Source organism: Rhodococcus sp. Q (assembly GCF_005503035.1).
Taxonomy (GTDB): domain Bacteria; phylum Actinomycetota; class Actinomycetes; order Mycobacteriales; family Mycobacteriaceae; genus Rhodococcus_G.
The window spans coordinates 96,468-121,418 of the sequence record NZ_SCOY01000004.1; the positions used below are offsets into that span (position 1 = coordinate 96,468).

Genomic DNA, 24,951 nt, shown 5'->3' on the forward strand with positions numbered 1-24,951 from the left:
GACGATCACCCACGAGGGGTGACCTGCGATTGGCTTCGATCGATGGCCGCCTCCGCGAAAGAGGGAATGCACCCGGCAGGTGCGCCGTGACCGCCAGGAGGGCGGCCACGTCCATGCGGATACGGCGAAGACGAGAGGGAGAGAAGAGAAAGACATGACCGCAAACACTGCAGTAGAGGTCGACGAGGGCGTCTTCGAGTCGACCGCCGTGATCGACAACGGGTCCTACGGAACCCGCACCATTCGTTTCGAGACCGGCCGCCTCGCCCAGCAGGCTGCCGGCGCCGTTGTCGCGTACCTCGACGACGAGACCATGCTGCTGTCGGCCACCACCGCCAGCAAGCACCCCAAGGAGCACTTCGACTTCTTCCCCCTGACGGTGGACGTCGAGGAGCGCATGTACGCCGCGGGTCGCATCCCCGGCTCGTTCTTCCGTCGTGAGGGCCGCCCCTCCACCGACGCGATCCTGACCTGCCGCCTGATCGACCGGCCGCTGCGCCCGTCGTTCGTCGACGGCCTGCGCAACGAGATCCAGGTCGTCGTGACGGTCCTGAGCCTCGACCCGAAGGACCTGTACGACGTCGTGGCGATCAACGCCGCGTCCGCGTCCACCCAGATCGCGGGCCTGCCGTTCTCCGGCCCCGTCGGTGGCGTGCGCGTCGCGCTGATCACCTCGGACGAGAACAAGGCCGGCCAGTGGGTCGCCTTCCCGACCGTCGAGCAGCTCGAGAACGCAGTCTTCGACATGGTCGTCGCGGGCCGCGTCGTCGAGTCCGGTGACGTCGCGATCATGATGGTCGAGGCCGAGGCCACCGACAACGTCATCGCGCTGATCGACGGCGGCGCGCAGGCGCCGACCGAGGCGATCGTCGCCGAGGGCCTCGAGGCCGCCAAGCCGTTCATCGCCCGCCTCTGCGAGGCGCAGCAGGCTCTTGCCGCCGCGTCGGCGAAGCCGACCGGCGAGTACCCGGTGTTCCCGGCCTACCAGGCCGACGTGTACGCCGCGGTCGAGGCCGCTGCCACCGAGAAGCTGTCGGCGGCACTGACCATCGCGGGCAAGCAGGAGCGCGACGACAAGACCGACGAGGTCAAGGTCGACGTCCTCGACCTGGTCGCACCGCAGTTCGAGGGTCGCGAGAAGGAGATCGGCGCGGCGTTCCGCTCGCTGACCAAGAAGCTCGTCCGTCAGCGGATCCTCAAGGACCACTTCCGGATCGACGGTCGTGGCATCACCGACATTCGGTCGCTCTCGGCCGAGGTCGCCGTGATCCCGCGTGCCCACGGCTCCGCGTTGTTCGAGCGCGGCGAGACCCAGATCATGGGTGTCACCACGCTGGACATGGTGAAGATGGCGCAGCAGGTCGACTCGCTCGGTCCCGAGACCAGCAAGCGCTACATGCACCACTACAACTTCCCGCCGTACTCGACCGGTGAGACGGGCCGCGTCGGTTCGCCGAAGCGTCGCGAGATCGGCCACGGCGCGCTCGCCGAGCGCGCCCTCATGCCGGTCCTGCCGAGCGTCGAGGAGTTCCCGTACGCGATCCGCCAGGTCTCCGAGGCGCTGAGCTCCAACGGCTCGACCTCGATGGGCTCCGTGTGCGCGTCGACCCTGTCGCTGCTCAACGCCGGTGTGCCCCTCAAGGCTCCCGTCGCGGGCATCGCGATGGGCCTGGTCTCCGACGAGGTCGACGGCGAGACCCGCTACGTGGCGCTGACCGACATCCTCGGCGCCGAGGATGCCTTCGGTGACATGGACTTCAAGGTCGCCGGTACCAAGAACTTCGTCACGGCGCTGCAGCTGGACACGAAGCTCGACGGCATCCCGTCGCAGGTTCTGGCCGGTGCGCTGTCGCAGGCCCACGACGCCCGGACCACCATCCTCGAGGTCATGGCCGAGGCCATCGACACCCCGGACGAGATGAGCCCGTTCGCGCCGCGCATCACGACCATCAAGGTGCCCGTGGACAAGATCGGCGAGGTCATCGGCCCCAAGGGCAAGATGATCAACTCGATCACCGAGCAGACCGGTGCGAGCATCTCCATCGAGGACGACGGCACCGTGTTCGTCGGCGCCACCGATGGTCCGTCTGCGCAGGCCGCGATCGATCTGATCAACGCCATCGCCAACCCGCAGCTGCCCAAGGTTGGCGAGCGCTTCCTCGGCACGGTCGTCAAGACCACCGCCTTCGGTGCGTTCGTCTCGCTGCTCCCGGGCCGCGACGGACTGGTGCACATCTCCAAGCTGGGCAACGGCAAGCGGATCAACAAGGTCGAGGACGTCGTGAGCGTCGGCAGCAAGCTCCGGGTGGAGATCGCCGACATCGACAACCGCGGCAAGATCTCGCTGGTCCCCGTCGAGGAGGAGGGTGCTGCGGCGCCCGCCGCCGAGGCGAAGGCAACCGACGCGGACGCGTAGGTATGACCTGCCGGTGACGTCACCGGCGTAGCAGTTCACGAAGGTGCCCCCGACCCGTGTGGTCGGGGGCACCTTTCTGTTCCGTCGTGACCGGAACGTTGCCTGCGGCAGCGTGTCTTCGTACTGCGTCACCTTCGGCCGGGTGCTTTGCTGGACGAGTGAACTCAGGAGCGCCTGTTTTCGACAAGTCCGCCCAGGTCCGGAATCTTGCTCTGGCCACCTGGACGTCGACGATCTGTTTCTGGGCCTGGAACATGATCGGCCCCATGTCCACGACCTACGCCGCGCGTCTCGATTTGAGCAGTTCGCAGGCGTCGATGCTCGTGGCAACACCGATCCTGGTCGGGTCGCTGGGCCGAATCGTGACCGGCCCGCTCACCGACCGATACGGTGGTCGAGCCCTCTTCATCTTCGTTGCCCTGGCGTCGATCATCCCGGTCCTCGCCGTCGGGTTCTCCGCCAACGCCGACTCGTATGTCGGCCTGCTGGCCTCCGGCTTCGTCCTCGGTGTCGCGGGCACGGTGTTCGCGATCGGCATCCCGTTCGCGAAGTCCTGGTACGAGGCCAGCAGGCACGGATTCGCCACCGGGGTGTTCGGCGCGGGCATGGTCGGTACCGCGCTGTCGGCGTTCTTCACTCCGCGGTTCGTGGGCTGGTTCGGGCTCGTCACGACACACGTCATCATCGCGCTCGCGCTGGCCGCGACCGCGGTCCTGTGCGTGATGCTGATGAAGGACTCTCCGGTGTTCGTCCCCAACACCGAGCCGGTGGTTCCCAAGCTCGTCGCGGCATCGAAACTTGGTGTGACATGGGAGATGTCGTTCCTGTACGCCATCGTGTTCGGTGGGTTCGTCGCCTTCAGCAACTACCTGCCGACGTACATCAAGAACATCTACGACTTCTCCGCCGTCGACGCGGGCACGCGGACCGCGGCGTTCGCGCTCGCCGCCGTTGTCGCTCGGCCGATCGGTGGCACGCTCTCGGATCGGATCGCTCCGAAATGGGTCGTGCTCGCCTCGCTCGCGGGCACTGCGGTTCTCGCGGTCGTCGCGACGTTCCAGCCGCCGGCCGACTTCTGGTCCGCGGTCACGTTCATCTCGCTGGCTGTCTTCCTCGGTATCGGTACCGGCGGCGTGTTCGCTTGGGTGGCACGACGTTCGCCTGCTCAGAGCGTCGGTAGCGTCACCGGAATCGTCGCTGCGGCAGGCGGTTTGGGTGGATACTTCCCGCCGCTGGTGATGGGCGCGACGTACAACGAGGTGGACAACAACTACACCGTCGGCCTGCTGCTGCTGGCCGCGGTCGCCGTCGTCGCCTTCCTCTACACCGCGTTGAGGCTGCATGCCCGCGAGCCCGAGAAAGCGGAAGCGGCACCGAAACAGACCTGACCGGAAGATCTTTCAAGCGCCACCCGGCGCGGAGGAGGGCACGTGACGTCGAGTGGTTCGATCACCGGAGGCGCAGTCGAGGACGTGCTGCTGCGAAGCGGGAGGTTCTTCACCCCCGGGCAGTTCTCACCCGACCGCCGCACAGTCACTCGCAACGGTGGTCGTGAAGGCGACATCTTCTACCGCGATCGGTGGAGTCACGACAAGGTGGTGCGGTCGACGCACGGCGTGAACTGCACCGGCTCCTGTTCCTGGAAGATCTATGTCAAGGACGGGATCATCACCTGGGAAACCCAGGAGACCGACTATCCGTCGGTGGGTCCGGACCGTCCCGAGTACGAGCCGCGCGGATGTCCGCGCGGGGCGGCTTTCTCCTGGTACACGTACTCGCCGACGCGGGTGCGCTACCCGTATGCCCGAGGCGTCCTCGTCGAGATGTATCGCGAGGCGAGGGGGCGGCTGGGGGACCCCGTACTGGCGTGGGCGGACATCCAGAACGACCCCGAGCGACGACGGCACTATCAGCAGGCCCGGGGAAAGGGCGGGCTGGTTCGCGTCACGTGGGACGAGGCCACCGAGATGATCGCGGCCGCGCACGTGCACACGATCAAGGAGTACGGCCCGGACCGGATCGCCGGGTTCTCGCCGATTCCGGCGATGTCGATGATCTCGTTCGCGGCCGGGTCCCGGTTCGTCGAACTCGTCGGGGGCGTGATGACGTCCTTCTACGACTGGTACGCGGACCTTCCGGTGGCGTCCCCGCAGGTGTTCGGCGACCAGACCGATGTCCCCGAGTCCGGCGACTGGTGGGATGCGAGCTACCTGATGATGTGGGGCTCGAACGTTCCGGTGACCCGGACACCCGATGCGCACTGGATGGCCGAGGTTCGCTACCGCGGGACGAAGGTCGTCACCGTCAGTCCCGACTATGCCGACAACACGAAGTTCGCCGACGAGTGGATGCCGTGCGCCGCGGGCACCGACGGTGCGATGGCGATGGCGATGGGTCAGGTGATCCTCTCCGAGTTCTTCGTCCAGCGTCGGGAGCCGTTCTTCGTCGACTACGTGCAGCGCTACACAGACCTGCCATTCCTCGTCAAACTGGAGGAGCGTGACGGTCGGCTCGTCCCCGGGAAGAACCTCACCGCGGCGGACCTCGGTGAGGACGTGGAGAACGCGGCGTTCAAGCCGGTGCTGATCGACGGAGCGACCGATCGCCCTGCCGTTCCCCACGGATCGCTCGGCTTCCGATTCGGCGAGGAGGGCGTCGGGAAGTGGAACCTCGACCTCGGTGACCTGGTGCCTGCCCTGACGGTGGCGACCTCGGACGGCGGGTTGGGTGGCGGGGTGCCCGGCGACGTCGTCGCGGTGACGTTTCCGCGCTTCGACACCGTCGACGGCCACGGTGAGACGATCGACCGCGGCGTCCCTGTCCGGACCGTCGCGGGCCACCGGGTGTGCACCGTGTTCGACCTGATGCTCGCCCAGTACGGGGTGGCGAGGCCCGGACTGCCCGGCGAGTGGCCGACGGGGTACGACGACGAGTCCGCGCTGTACACCCCTGCTTGGCAGGAGCCGATCACGGGCGTGTCGGCGGCCCAGGTGATCCGCGTCGCCCGCGAGTTCGCCACGAATGCGATCGAATCGGGCGGCCGGACGATGATCGTGATGGGCGCGGGCATCTGCCAGTGGTTCCACGGCGACGCCACATACCGGGCGATCCTGGGCCTGCTGCTCCTGACCGGCTCGATGGGTCGCAACGGCGGTGGCTGGGCGCACTACGTCGGCCAGGAGAAGTGTCGACCGGTCACCGGGTGGGCGACGGTCGCGATGGGTAGCGACTGGAGCCGGCCACCGCGGCAGATGGCCGGTACCTCGTACTGGTACGCGCACACCGATCAGTGGTGCTACGACGGATATCGGGCCGATGCCCTCGCGAGTCCCACCGGCCGGGGACGATTCGCGGGCAGGCACACGATGGACGTCATGGCCTCGGCGGTCGCGATGGGCTGGACGCCCTTCTACCCGCAGTTCGATCGGTCGAGCCTCGACGTCGCCGAGGAGGCCATCGCCGCTGGCGTCGACGTTCCGAAACACGTGGCGCAGCAGTTGGCGTCCGGTGAATTGTCGCTCGCCGTCACCGATCCCGACAATCCACGGAACTGGCCGCGCGTTCTCAGTGTGTGGCGCGCGAATCTGCTCGGGTCGTCCAGCAAGGGCAACGAGTACTTCCTCAAGCACCTGCTGGGGACCTCGTCCAATCTGCAGGCGGAACCGACCCGGGAGGAATTGCGGCCCAACGACGTCGAATGGCCCGAGGAGATTCCGGAAGGAAAACTCGATCTCGTCATGTCGATCGACTTCCGGATGACGTCGACGACGCTCCTCTCCGACGTCGTTCTCCCGGCTGCGACATGGTACGAGAAGCAGGACCTCTCGAGTACCGACATGCACCCGTACATCCACGCGTTCACCGCGGCGATCGACCCGCCGTGGGAGACGAGATCGGACTTCGACGCGTTCGGGGCGATCGCGCGCTCCTTCTCGCAGTTGGCGAAGACGCATCTGGGTGCCCGAACCGATGTCGTACTGGGCACGTTGCAGCACGACACCCCCGGCGCGATGGCGTATCCGGGTGGTACGGAATCGGATTGGCGCACCACCGGCGAGGTGCCCGTACCGGGCAAGACGATGGGTCCGCTCGTCGTGGTGGAGCGGGACTACACGGCGATCGCGGAAAAGTGGTCGGCGCTCGGACCGCTGGTCGAGAAGGCGGGGCTGGTGACGAAGGGTGTCACCTTCCACCCCGACGAGGAAGTTGTCGAGCTCGCGGAGAAGCACGGTGTGATGAGTTCCGGTGTGGCTGCGGGCCGTCCGGCGCTCGACACCGCCGAGAAGATGTGCGAGGCGGTGCTGCGCCTCTCGGGCACGTCCAACGGCAGGCTCGCGGTCGAGGGATTCCGCCAGCTCGAGCAGCGCACCGGACGCCGCCTCGTACACCTGGCCGAGGGCAGTGAGGAGCGCCGCATCACCTTTGCGGACACCCAGGCCAGGCCGGTTCCGGTGATCACCAGCCCGGAATGGTCGGGCAGTGAGACCGGGGGCAGGCGGTACGCGCCGTTCACGGTGAACATCGAGGAACTCAAGCCGTTTCACACGCTCACCGGCCGCATGCACTTCTTCCTCGACCACGACTGGATGGAGGAACTGGGGGAGCAGTTGCCGGTCTACCGACCACCGCTGGACATGGCGCGGCTGTTCGAGGAACCGCACGTCGGCGAGATGCGCGACGGGATCGGACTGACGGTGCGGTACCTGACGCCGCACAGCAAGTGGTCGATCCACTCCGAGTACCAGGACAACCTGTTCATGCTGTCGCTGTCTCGCGGCGGCCCGACCATGTGGATGAGCCCGGCGGACGCGGCGAAGATCTCGGTGAAGGACAACGACTGGATCGAGGCGGTGAACCGCAACGGTGTCGTGGTGTGCCGGGCGATCGTCTCGCATCGCATGCCCGAGGGCGTCGTGTACGTCTACCACGCGCAGGAACGCACCATCGACGTTCCGAAGTCCGAGACGACCGGCATGCGCGGCGGAATCCACAACTCGCTGACGCGGCTGCTGATCAAACCGACCCACCTCGCGGGCGGCTACGCCCAGACGTCGTGGGCGTGGAACTACCTCGGCCCGACCGGAAATCAGCGCGACGAGGTCACGGTGGTTCGCCGCCGCAGCCAGGAAGTGACGTACTGACATGGGCACGAGCGCAGCCAGTGAGGCGAGAGATGTGACGAGCGGAGCCCGCGGAGCGAGAGATGTGACGAGCGGAGCCCGCGGAGCGAGAGATGTGACGGCCGGAGCCTGCGAAGCGAGGGAATCATGAAGGTCATGGCGCAGATGGCGATGGTGATGAACCTCGACAAGTGCATCGGGTGTCACACCTGTTCGGTGACGTGCAAGCAGGCGTGGACGAACAGGTCGGGCACCGAGTACGTGTGGTTCAACAACGTCGAAACCCGTCCGGGACAGGGATATCCGAGGACGTACGAGGATCAGGATCGCTGGCGCGGCGGCTGGGTGCGCGACTCGAAGGGCCGGCTGCGTCTCAAGGACGGCGGACGGCTCAAGAAGCTCTCGCGGATCTTCTCGAACCCGAAGATGCCTGCGATTCAGGACTATTACGAGCCGTGGACGTACGACTACGAGAATCTGACGAACGCCCCGCTCGGTGACGACATTCCGGTGGCGCCGCCTCGAAGCCTGATCACGGGCGAGAGGATGAAGGTCGAGTGGTCGGCGAACTGGGACGACAATCTGGGTGGGTCGCCGGAGATCCTGCAGGACGACCCGGTACTCAAGAAGGTCAGCGAGCAGGTCAAACTCGAGCTCGAGCAGACTTTCATGTTCTATCTGCCCCGTATCTGCGAGCACTGCATGAACCCGGCCTGCGTCGCCTCGTGCCCGTCCGGTGCCATGTACAAGCGTGTCGAGGACGGCATCGTCCTGGTCGACCAGGACAAGTGCCGTGGGTGGCGGATGTGTGTGTCGGGTTGCCCGTACAAGAAGGTGTATTTCAATCACAAGACCGGCAAGGCCGAGAAGTGCACGTTCTGTTACCCGCGTGTCGAGGTCGGGTTGCCGACCGTCTGCGCCGAAACGTGTGTCGGCCGTCTGCGCTACATCGGGCTGATCCTCTACGACGCAGACAAGGTGCTCGAGGCGGCGTCGGTGGAGAACGATCAGGACCTGTACGAGGCGCAGTTGGGAACCCTGCTCGATCCGAACGACCCGCATGTCATCGCGGCCGCGCACGCCTCGGGTATCTCGGAAACCTGGATCGAGGCGGCGCAGAAGTCGCCGATCCACGCGCTGATCAAGGAGTTCCGGGTGGCGTTGCCGCTGCATCCGGAGTACCGAACGATGCCGATGGTCTGGTACGTCCCGCCGCTGTCGCCGGTGGTCGACGCGGTCAGCCGTGACGGTCACGACGGTGAGGATGTCGGGAACCTCTTCGGAGCTCTCGAGTCGTTGCGCATCCCGGTCGAGTACCTGGCCGAGCTGTTCACGGCGGGGGACACCGAGGTCGTCGGAGGGGTGCTGCGCAAGCTCGCCGCAATGCGGTCCTACATGCGGGACATCAACCTCGGACGTGCGCCGCAGGAGCACATTCCCGCGGCGGTCGGCATGACCGAGGAGCAGATGTACGAGATGTACCGCCTCCTTGCGATCGCGAAGTACGAGGAGCGGTATGTGATTCCGTCGGCGTACGCGGCGGAGGCCCACGGACTGGAGGAGACGGTCACCGAATGTGCCCTCGACTTCGAGGGCGGTCCCGGACTGTACGACCAGGGGTCCGGACCGTTCGGCGAGGTGAGCGGCACGCCCGTCCCGGTGGCGGTCGAGACGTTCCACGCGCTGCGGCAGCGGCAGACCAGCGAAGCGATGGGTGCGAACGAGAGCCGCCCGTCGCGGGTGAACCTGCTGAACTGGGATGGCAAGGGTGCGCCCGACGGCATGTTCCCGGGCGGTGGACGATGAAGCTGCTCCGCCGTCCGGCTCGCGGCGACTCCGCCAGGAACCTGCGCGAGCACCGGATCGTCTGGCAGGCGGCGTCACTGCTGCTCGCCTACCCGGACGGCGGGCACCATGCCCGGCTGGCCACGGTCGACGAGTTGATCGCGCTGCTGCCCGACGAGAGTGCTGCGCCCCTGGTGGCGGCGGTGCGGCGGTTGCGGGAACAGTCGGATCTCGAGGCGGCCACCACCTATGTCGAGACGTTCGACATGAGACGCAAGACCACGCTGCTGCTGACGTACTGGACGGACGGTGACACCCGTAACCGCGGCAGCGCCATCCTCGTGTTCGCCGACGCGTATCGCACTGCCGGTGCGCAGCCGCCGGACGACGAGTCCGCGGATCACCTCGCAGTGGTCCTCGAATTCGCCGCCACCGTGGACCCCGACAGCGGGGCTCGCCTGCTGGCCACGAACCGGATGGCGATCGACATGTTGCACGAGCAGCTGAGCGACGGCGGGTCGCCGTACGCAGGGGTGATCGGTGCGGTGGCCGACACCTTGCCGCCCGCGAGTGAACTCGAGCGCCAGCGGGCTCGCGCCCTCGCGTTGTCGGGACCTCCTGCCGAAGCCGTTGGCCTGCAACCGTTCACGCTGACCGTGCCACCGCGCCGGGACCAGAGCGCACGACCAGAAGGAGCGCAGTGACATGTCGGCCGGCGAAATCTACTGGGACGTCATCCCCTACGTGACCCTCGCGATCCTCATCGTCGGGACGTGGTGGCGCTACCGCTATGACAAGTTCGGGTGGACGACGCGCTCGTCGCAGCTGTACGAGAGCAGGCTGCTGCGAATCGGGAGCCCGCTGTTCCACTTCGGCATCCTGGTCGTGATCATCGGCCACATCATCGGTCTGGTGATTCCGGAGTCGTGGACCGAGGCCATCGGTATCAGCGAACACATGTACCACTGGGGTGCCGCGATCCCCGGCGTCATCGCGGGCGTCGCGACACTGGTCGGCGTCGCGTTGCTGATCTACCGGCGCCGCTCCACGGGCCCCGTGTTCACCGCGACGACCCTCAACGACAAGGTCATGTACGTGGTGCTCGTCGCCGCAATCGTTGCCGGGCTGGGGACCACCATGATCGGTGCGTTCGAGGGCAACGAGGCACACAACTACCGCGAGACGGTGTCGCCGTGGTTCCGGTCCATCTGGTACTTCCAGCCCAAGGGTGAGCTGATGGCGGAGGCACCGTTGTCGTTCCACATTCACGTCACCATTGCGCTGGTGCTGTTCGCGATATGGCCGTTCACGCGGCTGGTGCATGCGTTCAGCGCGCCCTTCGCCTACCTGTTCCGTCCCTACATCGTGTACCGGAGCCGGGACACGGCGGGGAAGGGTGAACTCGTCGGCTCCCAACCGCACCGCCGCGGGTGGTGACCCGGACCTGTACTGTTTGGTCTTCGACTGACAACCTCAGAGCCGACACCGTCAGAGCTGACACCGAGGACCGCTGAACCACTTCATGGCCGACACCGCACGCACCCGCACGACGACCGCCCGCAAGCCCGCCACGCAGATTTCTGCGAAGCAGAAGTCCGTCACGCCGAAGTCCGTGGCGCCGAAGAAGAAGGTCCGCGCACCGCGGTCCACTGTGCGCCGCACCGTCCTCCCGGGCGGCCTGCGCGTGGTCACCGAGCACATGCCGGGTGTGCGATCGGCGTCCGTCGGTGTCTGGGTGGGTGTCGGTTCCCGCGACGAGCAGGCGTCGGTCGCCGGGGCCGCGCACTTCCTCGAGCACCTGCTGTTCAAGGCGACCCCGACGCGCACCGCCCTCGACATCGCCCAGGTCGTGGACGGCATCGGCGGCGAGCTCAACGCCTTCACCTCGCGTGAGCACACCTGCTTTTACGCGCACGTCCTCGACGAGGATCTACCGCTCGCGATCGACATCGTCAGCGACGTCGTGCTGCGCGGCAAGTGCCGCAGCTCCGACGTCGACGTCGAGCGACAGGTGGTGCTCGAGGAGATCGCGATGCGCGACGACGACCCCGAGGACCTGCTCGGCGACGAGTTCCTCACCGCGCTGTTCGGTGACCACCCCGTTGGCAGGCCGGTGATCGGGTCGACCGAGTCGATCGAGGCGATGACCCGCACACAGCTGCATTCCTTCCACGTCCGCCGGTACACGCCGGAGCGGATGGTGGTCGCGGTCGCGGGCAACGTCGACCACGACGACACCGTCGAACTCGTCCGGCGTGCATTCGACGGCCACCTGGTGGGTGGCGCCGAGCCTGCGCCGCGACGCGCGGGTCGACTGCGGGCCAGGACGGCTCCCGCCCTGACCGTTCTCGAACGGGACAGCGAGCAGGCGCACCTGTGTGTCGGTGTGCGTGGCCTGGGCCGACACGAGGGCCACCGGTGGGCGCTGTCGGTGCTCAACACCGCCGTCGGCGGCGGACTGTCGTCGCGGCTGTTCCAGGAGATCCGGGAGGAGCGCGGCCTGGCGTACTCGGTGTACTCGAGCGTCGACACGTTCGCGGACACCGGCGCGTTCTCCGTGTACGCCGGATGCCAGCCGGAGAATCTCGCCGACGTCACCACGCTGGTGCGCGAGGTTCTCACGCAGGTCGCGTCCAACGGCATCACCGATGCCGAGGTGGCGCGCGCGAAGGGTTCGATCCGCGGCGGAATGGTTCTGGGCCTGGAGGATTCGAGCTCGCGGATGCACCGCATCGGTCGCCAGGAACTGAGCTACGGCAGTCACCGGACCATCTCCGAGACGCTGCGGCGCATCGACGCCGTCACCACAGAGGAAGTGAGCGAGGTCGCGGCGATGCTGCTCAGCCGCCCGTTCGCGGCGTCCGTGGTCGGCCCGTACCGGCGTACCAGGGACCTGCCCGCGGTGGTGCGGGGGATCGTCTGATGCAGGTGCAGTGGTCGCGGCGAACGGTCCCCTTCCTCATCGTTTTCGCGGTGACGCTGGTGATGCTGTTCTCGCCGGGATCGACGGTGCCGAGCGGGCCGCCGTACAGCGACAAGGTCACCCACCTTCTGATGTTCCTGGCTCTGGCGGTCGCGGCTCGATATGCGGGGTTCCGGGCACGGTGGGTGCTGCTCGGCGGACTGCTCTACGCGGCGGTCTCCGAGATCGTGCAGGCGGTACTGCCGATCGAGCGAAGCGGATCGGTGTGGGACTGGGCCGCCGACGCGGTGGGCGTTCTGGTCGGACTGGGCCTCGTCGTGGCATGGCAGGCAGGCAAGAAGAAGTCGGCGGCGGTCGTCGACTGATCTGGGAGGTATGTGATGCGGATACGCGGTGCGGTGCTCGAGGAGATCGGCAGGTCACGACCCTTCGCGCAATCCCGGCCCATCACGATCTCCGACCTGGAGCTGGACGGACCCCGTCAGAGTGAGCTGCTCGTTCGCATCGAGGCGGCGGGACTGTGTCACTCGGACCTGTCGGTTGTCGACGGGAATCGGGTGCGGCCCGTGCCCATGCTGTTGGGGCACGAGGCCGCCGGACGCGTCGAGGCACTCGGCGACGGGGTGACCGACATCGCCCTCGGAGACCGGGTGGTGATGACTTTTCTTCCACGCTGCGGTGACTGTGCGGGCTGCGCCACCAATGGGCGGATGCCGTGCAGTGTGGGCAGTGTGGCGAACAACGAGGGCATTCTCCTCGCGGGTGGCAGCCGCCTGCACCGCGGCGGCGGCGACGTCCATCACCACCTGGGCGTCTCCGGATTCGCGACGCATGCCGTCGTGGACCGGCGATCGGTGGTGGCGGTGGAGAACGATGTGCCCGCCGAGATCGCGGCAGTCCTCGGGTGTGCGGTGCTCACGGGTGGGGGAGCCGTGCTCAATGCCGCGCGCACCGCGCCCGGCGATTCGATCATGGTGGTCGGGCTCGGTGGTGTCGGGATGGCGGCGGTGCTGACAGCCGTCTCCCTCGGGCACGGCCCGGTCATCGGCGTCGACGCGATGCCGGAGAAGCTCGCCACTGCAATCGAACTCGGTGCGACCGCGGTGTACACGCCCGCCGAGCTCGTGGAACGCGGTGTCCGCGCCGACCTCGTGGTCGAGGCCGCAGGCAATGCGCGGGCATTCGAGACGGCAGTCGCCGCAACGGCACCCGGCGGCACGACCGTGACCGTCGGCCTGCCCAATCCGCAGGCGCGATCGGAGATCTCGCCGCTGGGCCTGGTCGCGGAGGCCCGCACGATCGTCGGTAGCTATCTCGGGTCGGCCCTGCCCTCCCGTGACATTCCGCTATACGCGCAGATGTGGCGGGAGGGCAGGCTGCCGGTGGAGAAGCTCATCTCGTCACGGATCACCCTCGACGAGATCAACCGGGGGATGGACGAACTGGCCGACGGCAATGCGATCCGTCAGGTCATCGTGTTCGACTGAGTCCCGATTGTGGGCCGGCTCAGGCTCCGAACAGCGAGGCGAGTGAGCCGAGGTCGAGTGATTCGAGCGATCCGCCGGTTGCCGGCGGGTTGCAGCCGGTGACCGTGACGGTGTGCCACTGACGGTCACCGAGCCACTCCGGGTTGCCGTCCGGGGTCTGGCCGTTGTTCCCGGGAGGGCCGAGCACGATCCGGTAGTCGACCTTGTGGGTGTCGGCCTCCGGGTTCGGCAACGCCGGGTTCCAGCTGGCGTTGATGTTCTTGAGGTCCTGGACGTACGTGGCGAGCACCGGGTCGCGGTCGGAGACCATGGTGCGGTTCTCCGGGGTGTTCTCACCCGCGCCGCCGTCCGGCCAGCTCGGGAGTTCCGACTTGGACGCCATGTTCGGGGTACCGGTCCGCCACACCGGGAATCCGACGCCGATGTCGCGGCCCTCTTCGTCGTCGATGCGCCAGTCGATCGTGTAGGTGGTGACGTTGGTGCGGTTCTCGATGTTGAACTCGGCCTGGCAGCCGCCGAGGTCCTTCGCCCAGAACTGCACCGGTCCGGTGCGCTGTCCGTTGTCCACCTCCTGTGCGCCTGCGGCGGGCACGGCGGAGAGCGCCAGGAGCGTTCCCGCAGCCACTGCCAACGCGGCAGAGACCTTCACCGGGTTGTTCGTGATACTCGTGTGCAGTGTCTTCATGTGAGGTTCCTCTCGTTCCGTCGCCGGACCGTAGCCCACGCCGGTTCCCTCGCGGGTTGGAAATGCGGAAGAACCCGACAGTTGCCGCCGCGCCGCGAGATGCAAGTGACCAGCGGGTCGGAAGGGGCAGCAGAGGCGATCCGCGGCAGCGCCGGTGGCCGGTTGCTGAAATGTTGCGGGTGCGGCGCTGGAGGTGGCCGAGCGGATCATGCGAGCGGTGTTCGCCGATCCACCGTTCACCCTGCCCGGGTGACGACACGCGGCCGCCGAGCCGTGAGGTTGGTACGAGGACCGGTCCACGGGTGGGCCTGCCCTCCGGATGGAGGATCGCCATGCTGCTCATACCCGACAACCAGCGGCGGACGCTGGACGAACTCGACGACCGCCTCGACCTCGAGTCGGGGGATCGGCGAGCCAAGCGATCAGCGTTCTGGGCGATGCTGGCGCTGTCCGCGGTCATCGCGGTCGCCGGTGTCGCGGGTGACTCCACGGCCACCGTGATCGGCGCGATGATCGTGGCACCGCTGTCCACGCCGATCCTCGGAATCGGTCTCGGAATCACAACGGGCAGAGCGCGTCTCGTGACGACGAGCATGCTGTACGTCGCGGCGGGCGTCGTTCTGGTCGTCGTGATCGGGGCCGTCGTCGCACAGTTGCTCCCCAACCCGACAAACGTGCTGGCGAACTCGCAGGTGACAGGGCGAACATCGCCGACATTGATGGATCTGCTCGCCGCCATCGCGACCGGGTTCGCCGGGGCCATCGCCATCACCCGTCACGATGTCGGTGACGTGTTGCCCGGTGTCGCGATCGCGATCTCGTTGGTGCCACCGCTCGGCGTGGTCGGGGTGTGTCTCGGGTCCGGCGCCCCCTCGTTGGCGGTCGGCGCGTTCGTCCTGTTCGCCTCCAATGTGGTGGCGATGGTGTTCACCGCAATCGTGGTGCTGTTCGGTGCCGGCTACGGGCACGAGTCCGACACCGGGCGGGCGCGGGCCTACCTGGCGCTGGGCGTCGCGGCATGTGCCGTCGTCGTGCCGATGGTGGTCAACTCACTGTCCTCGGTGTGGGCCAGGCAGGTGTTCGAGGCGACCCAGGACTGGCTGTCGGGTACGCCCGACGCCGAGGTCGTGGCCGTACAGTGGCAGAGCGACACCGCCACCGTGACGATCCTCGGGCCGACCGAGCTGCCGCCGATCGAGGACCTGCAGCGGACCGTGAACAGCCTGGTGCCGGGGGATCCGACGTTGCAGATCGTGCACACGGTGGGTGGACGATACGACGCCGGGCGTTGACGGCTTTCGGCACGCGCGGCAGCGGTGGGTGTCCCGTCGACGGTGCGGCGGCCGCCTTCAAGCCAACCGGCACGAACTGCAGACCGGCGGCGCCCGCCGATCGGTCGGTCACGCCGGTTGTGGTGTCCGAATCGGCTCGCGAGTGGGGATCCGGGGCCGCGTCGACGCGGTGCCCGTAGGTGACGTCGCGTCGAACTCGTGTTTCAGGAACGATTCCGCGGAGTCGTCCATGATGTTCATCCACTTGTCCGGGAGTGGTGGTGCGACTGTTCCGGTGAGAGTCGAAGCGTAACTGCAGTTCCGATAGCCCATGATGTCGTTCTTCTTGTCCGTCTTCCATTGCTTGAAAAGCTCGCCCTGCTTTTCCACGTGGAATTCCGGATAATCTGTCCGGTCGACCAGGTCGCGAATATATGCGGCTTGGAAATCAATTTCCTGAACTGGTCCGTCGAGGAGTTCTTGGCGAGCGCACCATTCGTCGACATCGGCTTCGCGTGATGCGTGATCAGGTAATTCGACGCGGCCGAGGATCACGTCGCGTACGTACCATGCCTGGGCGTCGAACATGTTGAACGTGAAGTACTGATCCTGCATGCCGAGGAAGAACAGCCGCGAATTCGCCTGCGAGACGACACCCTTGTAGATGCCGCGGGGATACAGCCGGTTGTCTGTCGTCAGTGTCAGCTCGTCCGACAGGAACGGGAAGTGGTGCTGGTAGCCGGTGCACAGGATGATCGCGTCCACCTCCCGAATGCTGCCGTCCGCGAAGTACACGGTGTTGCCGTCCACGCCGGTCAGCAGCGGAGCCTCGGAGAGGCCGGCGGGCCAGTCGTGTCCCATCGGCGCGGTCCGGTAGCTGAACGTGACCTCCGCAGCACCGTACTTGTGGCATTGGGTACCAATGTCCTCTGCGGAGTAGCTGCTGCCGACGAGAAGGAGTCGCTTGCCAATGAACTCGCGGGCGTCCCGGAAGTCGTGGGCGTGCAGCACGCGACCCGGGAAGTCCTCCAATCCGTCGAAATACGGAACGTTCGGCGTCGAAAAGTGGCCGGTTGCGACGACGACGTAGTCGAACGATTCGGTCTGCAGGGTGCCGGCACAGTGGTCCGCTGCGGTCACGTCGAAGTGCCCTGTCCCGGACCCGTCACCGGATTCCACCCACTCGACCTGCCGTACCGCGGTGTCGAAACGGATGTGTTTGCGGGCGTCGCTCTGGTCGACGCGGCCCATGATGTAGTCGTGGAGGACGGCCCGTGGCGGGTACGACGGGATGGGCCTGCCGAAGTGTTCCTCGAACGAGTAGTCGGCGAACTCGAGGCATTCCTTCGGGCCGTTGGACCACAGGAATCGATACATGCTTCCGTGTACCGGTTCGCCGTGTTGATCGAGCCCCGTGCGCCACGTGTAGTTCCACATTCCACCGAGATCGCTCTGCTTCTCGTAGCAGACAATGTGCGGCATCGACCCGGGATCCGATTTGTGTGCGGATTCGAATGCCCTCAATTGTGCGAGGCCACTCGGACCGGCTCCCAAAATCGCGATCCTTGGCGTCAATTTTTTCCCCTATTCTCGATGAACTTGCGTCCTGCCTATCACAGTGAATGGCGTCGGGGCCAATTTCGAGAGGGTTCTCCGCGGCGTCGGGCAGCGATTCTCGGTGCGAAGGGGAGCTCCCACGTGCGCGTATGTCGATCGTGTGACGATGCCCGAATCGTCGGGGTTCGAATGGGCCTCCGTGGTCGTCGGGTCCATCCTCGCCCGGTCCACTCCTGTGGGACGGCGGCGGCCGGAGAGTCGGGGGGTCACTGACCTCGGACGCGACGAGATCCGCAGCGCTGTCTCTCAGCTCTCCCGACGTGTCGTCCACGGCGGTGATTGGTGGCGTAGCCGAGACGACCCGTCCCGGTCGGTATCACCGATTGCGTAGGCTCTGGTACCGGGCCACGCGGTTGTCGCTGGCACCGGCAGGAACACGATCGGACGGAGTGAGATCAAGTGACGGTGATTCGGGTCGGAGTCCTGGGTGCCAAGGGCAAGGTGGGCCGCGCGATCTGTGAGGCCGTCGAGGCCGCGTCGGACCTCGAGCTCGTGGCGCAGGTTGACGCGGGCGACAGGATCGAGACGTTCGTCGACGCCCGCACCGAGGTCGTCGTCGACTTCACCAGCCCCGCCGTCGTCATGCCGAACCTCGAGTTCCTCGTCGCGAACGGCATCCACGCCGTCGTCGGCACCACCGGTTTCGACGACGAGCGGCTCGCGAAGGTGCGTGGCTGGTTGGCCGCGCGGCCCGAGACCGGTGTGCTCATCGCCCCGAACTTCGCGATCGGTGCGGTGCTGTCGATGCGGTTCGCCGCGCAGGCGGCCCGCTTCTTCGACTCCGTCGAGGTCATCGAACTGCACCACCCGAACAAGGTCGACGCGCCGTCCGGCACCGCCTACCGCACCGCCGCACTGATCGCGGAGGCCCGCGCCGCGGCCGGTCGGGGGCCTAGCCCCGACGCCACCACCGACGAACTCGACGGTGCCCGCGGCGCCGACGTCGACGGGGTGCGGGTGCACTCCGTTCGCCTCGCCGGTCTCGTCGCGCATCAGGAGGTGCTGCTGGGAACGCAGGGCGAGACGCTGACCATCCGGCACGACTCCATCGACCGGAACTCCTTCGCTCCCGGCGTGCTGCTGGGCGTGCGCGAGATCGCGTCACGTCCTGGTCTGACCATCGGCATCGACCCTCTCCTGGACCTGTGAAGGGTTCGTCGACGAAGGTCGTCGCGCTGATCGCGGGCATCATCGTCGCGATCAGCTTCTACTTCGTCCTTCTCGGCCAGCGCGGCATCGACCTGATCCGGGATGGCGGCGCAGTGCCCGTGGTCCTCGGGATCGCGGTGTTGGTCCTGCCGGTGCTCGGAGTCTGGATGGTCTACTCGACCGTGCGCTCCGGCTTCCAGCACCAGCATCTCGTGACTCGTGCCCGGGAGGAGGGCTGCGACCTCGACGTCTCAGGCCTTCCGACGATGCCGTCCGGACGGGTCGATCGCGACGCTGCGGACGCCCTGTTCGTCGAGGTCAAGGCCGAATGGGAGGCCGACCCCGACAACTGGCGCAGCTCCTACCGGCTCGCCCGCGCCTACGACTACGCCGGTGACCGGTCGCGTGCCCGGGAAACCATGAAACGCGCGGTCGCGCTGGAGGCCGTGGACCGGGAGCGTTAGACGCGATCAGCCCCGCTGCGTCCGGACGGCGGCCCATAATGGTCATGGCGCCCACGCTCGTATGCCCGGGCCGCATCGGTTGTTCCTTCCGTTCCGGTGGGAGAGGCGATGATCGCGGAGGCTCTGCACTTTCCGTCGAACCCGCACTTCGCGCGTCGAACGGGACGACGCGCGGGGTGCGGTTCGGAGACTTCGGTGGCACGGACCTCCTCGGTGCGGCGGCTCGTCGCTGCCCTGTCGATCGCGACGGCGGCACTGGTCGGATGCGGTGACTCGGGAGACGCTCCACCGGTCCTGCCGGATGCACAGCTCACGGAGACGATTCCGATGGCGATGGAGCACGCCTCGGTTCCCGGGGCGATCGTCGGTGTCTGGCAGGACGGCGCCGCGCCCTACGTGGAGGCGTTCGGGGTCCGCGACACGTCCACCGGCGAGGCCATGTCGACGGACCTGTTCATGCGAGTCGGCAGCGTGACCAAGACGTTCACCACCACTGCCGTCCTGCAACTGGTCGATCAGGGCAGGGTCGGCCTCGACGATTCGATCGACGTGTACGTGCCGGGCGTCCCCAACGGTGACACGATCACCATCCGCCAACTGGCAGCCATGCGTAGCGGACTCGCCGACTACGGGGAGGTGGTGATCCCGTTGCTCCCGAGTCAGCCCCAGCGCCAGTGGACGCCTCGAGAGTTGCTCGAGATCGGTTTCAGCACCCCACCGCTGTTCCCGCCGGGCACCGCGTTCGACTACTCGAACACCAACACCGTGCTCCTCGGTCTCGTCGTCGAGAAGGCCTCCGGTCAGCCGCTGGCCGACTACATCGCCGACCACATCACGGGACCCGAGGCACTCGACCACACGTCGGTCGGAGACACCGCGGCGTTTTCGGCACCGCACGCCCGGGGATACACCCGAACATCCGACGGTGAGACGGTGGACGCGACCGACTGGAACCCGTCCTGGGGATACGGAGCGGGAAACATGATCTCCACACTCGACGATCTGAGCGTCTGGGCGCGGGTCCTGGCCGACGGAACCCTGCTCACGCCGGTCACTCAGCACGAACGGGAAGAATTTCAGCCCGCGCCGTCGGAAGGATCGGGTTCTCTGTACGGCCTCGGCGTCGAGTACCAGAACGGTTGGATCGGCCACAACGGGAGCATCGCGGGCTACCAGGCGTATGCCTATCGCCTTCCCTCCGAGGGCAAAACGATGGTGGTGCTGGTCAATTCGAACGTCGACCCGCTGGGCGTGTGGAACCTCGTGACCGAGATCGTGAGCGTCGTCAGTCTCGACCACCGGTGGCCGGGGCCTCCGTCGTAGTACCTCTCACTCGGACGGACCGTACGCCGGAATCCGGTCTGTTGAACCGCGCGAAAGACGCGTTGTGTAATGCTCTGTCACCGAACCAAGGAGAGCGATGCCGAGTTCACGCCTGCTGATCATTCATCACACCCCTTCTCCGCACTGTCAGGCGATGTTCGAGGCCGTGGTGTCCGGCGCGACCGATCCCGAGATCGAGGGTGTCGAGGTCGTGCGGCGCGCCGCGCTCGCAGTGACGCCGTCGGACATGCTGGAGGCGGACGGCTACCTGCTGGGCACGCCGGCCAACCTGGGCTACATGAGCGGCGCCCTCAAACACGCGTTCGATGTCTGCTACTACCCGTGCCTCGACAGCACTAGGGGACGCCCGTTCGGTGCGTACTTCCATGGCAACGAGGGCACCGAAGGTGCCGAGCGCGGCGTCGACTCCATCACCACCGGGCTCGGCTGGACGAAAGCAGCGGAGTACGTGGTGGTCTCGGGCAAGCCGAGCAAGGACGCCCTGCAGGCGTGCTGGGAGCTGGGCGCGACCGTCGCCGCGCAGTTGATGGGTTGAGCGACCGGGTCGAGTGTCACCCGCCGGGTACGACAGCGGCGGCACTCACCGCTGGTGCGACCCAGCGTTGCAGGAATGCCCGCAACTCGGTGCCGGTGCTCGGTGGATCTCCCGGATCCACCACATAGGACTGGATGACGCGCAGCACGAACTCGACCAGCTCGTCCATCGTGGTGTCGTCGAATCCGGCGCCACGCCAGTCGACGGGAAGGTTGACGAGCATCGCGCGGGCGAAGGCGCGTGCCGTGTCGGAGGTGATTCCGGCGGTGAACCGGCCGCGTTGGGCGGGGTCGATCAGCAGGTGCAGCGGCTTGCGGTGGGGGAGCAGTTCGAGGGTGTGCGCGATCGCGTCGACCACGGCCTCGGCGGGGCGATCCTCGGTGCCGACACGGGCGCGCACGGTGTCCAGGAAGTCGGTCGCAGCGGCGGTGGCGGCCGCCATGAGCAGGGCGTCGGTGCCATCGAAATAGCGGTACACCGTCTGCCGGGTGACGCCGAGCAGACGTGCGACATCGGCGACGGTGATGTCCGTCCCGCGCTGCTCCACGACCTCGAGTGCTGCCGCGACGATCCGGGCGACCGCCTCGTCGTCCGAGTCCGGGGGTGATCCCGCCCAGCCGTGTGTCCTCATCGCCCGCCCGTCATGAACGGCAGTGTATCGGGCCCTGGTCAGGTGAAACCGATGTCGCCGAACCTGGCCATACACATTTGATTCAGGTGTATGGTCCCCTTCACGTGCGATGGAGGGGTGCGAATGAGCAGCAGTGGAGACGCCGCCGCGGTGTCCGAGCGGCGACTACCGGGATCGCCGTCGGAGGTGACGGCCGACTGGCTCGGTACCGTCCTGTCCGACACCGACGACCAGGTGATCGTCGACGGGTTCGACATCACGCCCGTCGGCACGGGACAGACGGCCGCGACCTATCGGCTGACGATCCGGTACCGACGTCGCGGACCCGACCTACCCGACACCTTCGTCCTCAAACTGCCCTCCCAGGACCTCGCGGTCCGCGACCGCGTCGCCCTCGGCTACCGGTCGGAGCACGCGTTCTACACGCAGGTCGCCGATTCGGTGCAGATCCCGGTGCCGCGTTGCTTCCACTGCGAGATCGCTGACGAGGGAAGGGAATTCGTGCTCCTTCTCGAAGACCTCTCGCCCGCGTCGCAGGGCGACCAGATCCGCGGGTGCGGCACGGCGCAGGCGCGGTTGGCCGTCGAGGCACTGGCCGGCCTGCACGGCCCGCGCTGGTGCGACCCGCGGTGGGCGAGCTTCACGGGCACCGTCATGCCGAAGCCCGCGGACTCCGCGTCGGCCACAGGGTTGGGCGACATCACCGCGATGGCGACAGCCACCACGATCGACACACTCGCCGGACGACTGGGCGACGAGGACGTCGCCCTCCTGCGCGAGGCGGCGGACCTCGTCGGCGCATGGCTGCTCCTGCGTCCCGACCGCTTCGGCATCCTGCACGGCGACTACCGCCTCGACAACCTGCTGTTCCACCCCGACGGCGATCGGGTGACCGTCGTCGACTGGCAGACCTTGGCGGTGGGCCTGCCCGCCCGCGACCTCGCCTACTTCATCGGAACCAGCTTCGAGCCGTCGGTGCGGGCGAAATACGAACGGGAGCTGGTCGACGCCTACCATCGCGTGCTGACCGAGCACGGCGTCACCGACTACTCCTTCGACGAGTGCTGGGACGACTACCGGATCGCCGTCCTGCAGATACCGATGATCACCACGCTCGGCTTCGCGTTTGCCGCCGCCACCGAACGAGGCGACGACATGATCGTGACGATGCTCGAGCGGGGCTGCGCCGCTATCCGCGACCTCGGCTCCCTCGACCTGATCCGGGGGCAGCTGTGACCGCGACACGAGTACTCGACGAACTGGGCTGCTACCTCCTTGCGGGCCAACCTCGTTCTGCGCGGGACATTCTCGACGAGGTGGCGGACGCGGAGCGGCTGGGCATCGGAACCGCCTTCCTCTCCGAGCGTTACAACAAGAAGGAGATCGCGGCACTGTCCGGCGCTGCAGCCGCCGCCAGCGCTGGCATTCAGCTGTGCACCGCGGCGACCAACCACAACACCAGACACCCGATGGTGACCGCCGGAATGACGCGAACACTCCGCGACCTCAGCGGCGGCCGGTTCACCCTCGGGATCGGACGCGGAATACCACTTCTCCAGGGCGCGTACGGGATTCCCCCGATCACGACGGCACAGATGGCCGACTTCGCGCAGCTGATGCGGCGACTGTTCCGCGGCGAAACGATCGTCGGCCACGACGGACCGTCCGGCAACTATCCGGTGCTGTACCTGGACTCGACCCTCGACGAGTACCTGCCTCTCGGGCTCGTGGCATTCGGGCCGAACACCCTGAAACTCGGGGGCAAAATGTTCGACGAGGTCGTGCTGCACACCTACTTCACCGACGAGGCCACGACGACATGCGTCGAACTGGTCAAGTCCGCCGCCGAGGAAGCGGGCCGCGATCCGGATGCCGTGAAGGTATGGTCGTGCCTCGCCACCGTCGGAGACCACGTCTCCGAAGTCGACCGACTCCGCAAGACGGTCGGCAGGCTCGGGACCTACCTGCAGGGCTACGGGCAACTGCTGGTGGACACCAACGGATGGGACCCCGCGGTGCTGCAGCGGTTCCTGTCCGACCCGATGATGGGCACCGTCGCCGGACTCGACGTCGTGGGCACGACCGACCAGCTCGAGCACGCCGCGTCACTGCTTCCCGACGAGTGGCTGTCCTATGCCGCGACCGGGACCCCGGCGCAGTGCGTCGCGGGGATCCGACACCAGCTCGACCTCGGATGTGACGGCGTGATCATGCACGGTTCGACCCCCTCGGAGCTCGAACCGATCGTCACGGAGTACGTCGCGAGCGCGTGACCCGAACCTGTCGGTGGTCGGTGGCACCCTGGAGTCATGCTGGAGATGACCGCTGCGGCGGCGAGGCGCGCCGCGGTCGCCGCACAGGGGTTCACCGACCGTCGGCCCGCGTCACCCGCCACGAGGCGGCGAGTGCTCGCGACCGTCGACCGGACCGGTCTGCTCCAGATCGACTCGGTGTCGGTCGCCGTCCGTGCGCACTACATGCCGGTCTTCAGTCGGATCGGTGGCTACGACCGCGACCTCCTCGACGCCGCGGCCTGGCGGGATTCCGCGACGAAACCCCGTGCCCTGGTCGAGTACTGGGCCCACGAGGCCGCGTTGATCCCCGTCGCGGACTGGCCGTTGATGCGGTGGCGGATGCGGCGATACGAGGGTGGACGCTGGGCGGGTGAGCGACGCGTCCTCGACCGCAACCCCACCCTCGGCAAGGACGTGCTCGACGTCGTGACCGAAGTCGGGCCGTCGTCGGCGGGCGAGGTGGAACGACACCTGCAGATCGACTCCACAGGTGAACGTGGTCCGTGGTGGGGGCGCAGCGACACGAAGGTGATCTGCGAACAACTCTTCGCCTCGGGGGCGCTGTCGGTGGACCGCCGCGTGGGTTTCGTTCGCCACTACGACCTCGCCGATCGTGTTCTGCCCGCCGAGGTCGCCGCCCGGGACGTCCCCGAGCCGGACGCCATCCGCGAACTGATCCGCCGGGCGGGCCGCGCACTCGGAGTCGCCACCGCCGCGGATCTGCGCGACTACCACCGTCTTTCCGTCGCGCAGGCGACTCCTGCCATCGCCGACCTCGTCGACGACGGCGCACTCGTCCCCGTGACGGTGCGCGGGTGGGACGCGCCCGCTTACCTGGCCGCGGGCGCCCGGGTTCCGCGCCGCGCGGCGGGCACCGCGCTGCTGTGCCCGTTCGACCCGCTGGTGTTCTTCCGGCCGCGCACCGAACGTGTCTTCGGGTTCCGGTACCGCATCGAGATCTACACCCCCGCGCACAAGCGGGTGCACGGGTACTACGTCTTCCCGTTCCTGCACCGCGGCGAACTCGTCGGGCGGGTCGACATCAAGGCCGACCGCGCCGCCGACGCACTCCGCGTACCCGCGGCCTTCACCGAGGACGGACGCCACCGCGGCGAGGTCGCCGAGACGCTCGCCGTCGAATTGCGTTCGATGGCAACATGGCTCGGTCTGTCCGACGTCGTGGTCGGGGACCGCGGCGACCTCGCCGAGGACCTCGCTGCCGCGGTGTGA

At 67.3% G+C, this 24,951-nt stretch carries 20 protein-coding genes; 17 read left to right on the top strand and 3 right to left on the bottom strand.

Features of this window, described 5'->3' with window-relative positions:
• The first annotated feature begins 154 nt into the window (after positions 1-154).
• The 9 genes from FFS72_RS06060 to FFS72_RS06100 all read left to right on the top strand — a co-directional run bounded on the left by FFS72_RS06060 (position 155) and on the right by FFS72_RS06100 (position 13,731).
• Complete coding sequence (locus tag FFS72_RS06060) at positions 155-2,416, top strand: polyribonucleotide nucleotidyltransferase (protein WP_137873101.1); 2,262 nt, start codon at positions 155-157, stop codon at positions 2,414-2,416.
• A 254-nt stretch (positions 2,417-2,670) separates the two neighbouring features.
• Positions 2,671-3,804 carry an MFS transporter gene (locus FFS72_RS06065; RefSeq protein ID WP_212744329.1) on the top strand — a complete coding sequence of 378 codons (1,134 nt, stop codon included), beginning with the start codon at positions 2,671-2,673 and terminating at the stop codon, positions 3,802-3,804.
• 42 nt (positions 3,805-3,846) lie between these two features.
• Entirely contained in the window at positions 3,847-7,557 is a 3,711-nt protein-coding gene (locus FFS72_RS06070; RefSeq protein ID WP_137873103.1) for a nitrate reductase subunit alpha, read from the top strand.
• A 126-nt stretch (positions 7,558-7,683) separates the two neighbouring features.
• The gene (gene narH / locus FFS72_RS06075; protein ID WP_137873104.1) at positions 7,684-9,342 is read left to right on the top strand and encodes a nitrate reductase subunit beta; all 1,659 of its coding nucleotides are present in this window, start codon (positions 7,684-7,686) and stop codon (positions 9,340-9,342) included.
• The gene (gene narJ, locus FFS72_RS06080; RefSeq protein ID WP_137873105.1) at positions 9,339-10,025 is read left to right on the top strand and encodes a nitrate reductase molybdenum cofactor assembly chaperone; all 687 of its coding nucleotides are present in this window, start codon (positions 9,339-9,341) and stop codon (positions 10,023-10,025) included. The genes narH and narJ overlap by 4 nt, the downstream gene beginning before the upstream one ends.
• A gap of 1 nt (position 10,026) precedes the next feature.
• On the top strand, positions 10,027-10,758 hold the full coding sequence (narI, locus tag FFS72_RS06085) for a respiratory nitrate reductase subunit gamma (protein WP_137873106.1): 732 nt from the start codon (positions 10,027-10,029) through the stop codon (positions 10,756-10,758).
• Between the two features lie 85 nt (positions 10,759-10,843).
• Positions 10,844-12,244, top strand: coding sequence for a M16 family metallopeptidase (locus FFS72_RS06090; protein ID WP_249353148.1), 1,401 nt, complete (start codon positions 10,844-10,846; stop codon positions 12,242-12,244).
• Positions 12,244-12,609, top strand: coding sequence for a VanZ family protein (locus tag FFS72_RS06095; protein ID WP_137873107.1), 366 nt, complete (start codon positions 12,244-12,246; stop codon positions 12,607-12,609). Before FFS72_RS06090 ends, FFS72_RS06095 begins: the two co-directional genes overlap by 1 nt.
• 15 nt (positions 12,610-12,624) lie before the next feature.
• A complete protein-coding gene (locus tag FFS72_RS06100) occupies positions 12,625-13,731 on the top strand; it encodes an alcohol dehydrogenase catalytic domain-containing protein (RefSeq protein ID WP_137873108.1) in 1,107 nt (368 codons plus the stop codon).
• 19 nt (positions 13,732-13,750) lie between these two features.
• On the opposite strand, the gene FFS72_RS06105 is transcribed toward FFS72_RS06100, so the two are convergent.
• Positions 13,751-14,416 (bottom strand): hypothetical protein, encoded by a 666-nt coding sequence (locus tag FFS72_RS06105; protein ID WP_212744327.1) that lies wholly within the window; start codon positions 14,414-14,416, stop codon positions 13,751-13,753.
• Positions 14,417-14,748: 332 nt separating this feature from the next.
• Here FFS72_RS06105 and FFS72_RS06110 point away from each other — a divergent pair, with 332 nt between their 5' ends.
• Positions 14,749-15,708 (top strand): TIGR00341 family protein, encoded by a 960-nt coding sequence (locus tag FFS72_RS06110; protein WP_137873109.1) that lies wholly within the window; start codon positions 14,749-14,751, stop codon positions 15,706-15,708.
• Positions 15,709-15,816: 108 nt separating this feature from the next.
• Here FFS72_RS06110 and FFS72_RS06115 read toward each other — a convergent pair whose 3' ends face one another.
• Complete coding sequence (locus tag FFS72_RS06115) at positions 15,817-17,262, bottom strand: trimethylamine monooxygenase (protein ID WP_137873110.1); 1,446 nt, start codon at positions 17,260-17,262, stop codon at positions 15,817-15,819.
• Between the two features lie 447 nt (positions 17,263-17,709).
• Between FFS72_RS06115 and dapB the strand changes: the two genes are divergently transcribed.
• The 4 genes from dapB (at position 17,710) to FFS72_RS06135 (ending at position 20,796) form a co-directional block, all read left to right on the top strand.
• A complete protein-coding gene (gene dapB / locus FFS72_RS06120; protein WP_137873246.1) occupies positions 17,710-18,453 on the top strand; it encodes a 4-hydroxy-tetrahydrodipicolinate reductase in 744 nt (247 codons plus the stop codon).
• Positions 18,450-18,917, top strand: coding sequence for a tetratricopeptide repeat protein (locus tag FFS72_RS06125; RefSeq protein WP_137873111.1), 468 nt, complete (start codon positions 18,450-18,452; stop codon positions 18,915-18,917). The genes dapB and FFS72_RS06125 overlap by 4 nt, the downstream gene beginning before the upstream one ends.
• A 195-nt stretch (positions 18,918-19,112) precedes the next feature.
• Positions 19,113-20,240 (top strand): serine hydrolase domain-containing protein, encoded by a 1,128-nt coding sequence (locus FFS72_RS06130; RefSeq protein WP_249353149.1) that lies wholly within the window; start codon positions 19,113-19,115, stop codon positions 20,238-20,240.
• 97 nt (positions 20,241-20,337) lie between these two features.
• Positions 20,338-20,796, top strand: coding sequence for a flavodoxin family protein (locus FFS72_RS06135; RefSeq protein ID WP_137873113.1), 459 nt, complete (start codon positions 20,338-20,340; stop codon positions 20,794-20,796).
• 16 nt (positions 20,797-20,812) lie between these two features.
• Here the strand turns inward: FFS72_RS06135 and FFS72_RS06140 are convergent, their stop codons facing one another.
• Complete coding sequence (locus tag FFS72_RS06140; protein ID WP_137873114.1) at positions 20,813-21,427, bottom strand: TetR/AcrR family transcriptional regulator; 615 nt, start codon at positions 21,425-21,427, stop codon at positions 20,813-20,815.
• Positions 21,428-21,550: 123 nt separating this feature from the next.
• Here FFS72_RS06140 and FFS72_RS06145 point away from each other — a divergent pair, with 123 nt between their 5' ends.
• Genes FFS72_RS06145 through FFS72_RS06155 form a run of 3 tightly spaced genes read left to right on the top strand, consistent with a single transcriptional unit; the run spans position 21,551 to position 24,951 of the window.
• Positions 21,551-22,663, top strand: a complete 1,113-nt coding sequence (locus FFS72_RS06145) for a phosphotransferase family protein (RefSeq protein ID WP_137873115.1) — start codon at positions 21,551-21,553, stop codon at positions 22,661-22,663.
• Positions 22,660-23,700: a TIGR03857 family LLM class F420-dependent oxidoreductase gene (locus tag FFS72_RS06150; RefSeq protein ID WP_137873116.1), complete on the top strand. Its 1,041-nt coding sequence runs from the start codon at positions 22,660-22,662 to the stop codon at positions 23,698-23,700. Before FFS72_RS06145 ends, FFS72_RS06150 begins: the two co-directional genes overlap by 4 nt.
• 36 nt (positions 23,701-23,736) lie before the next feature.
• Positions 23,737-24,951 carry a winged helix-turn-helix domain-containing protein gene (locus FFS72_RS06155; RefSeq protein ID WP_137873117.1) on the top strand — a complete coding sequence of 405 codons (1,215 nt, stop codon included), beginning with the start codon at positions 23,737-23,739 and terminating at the stop codon, positions 24,949-24,951.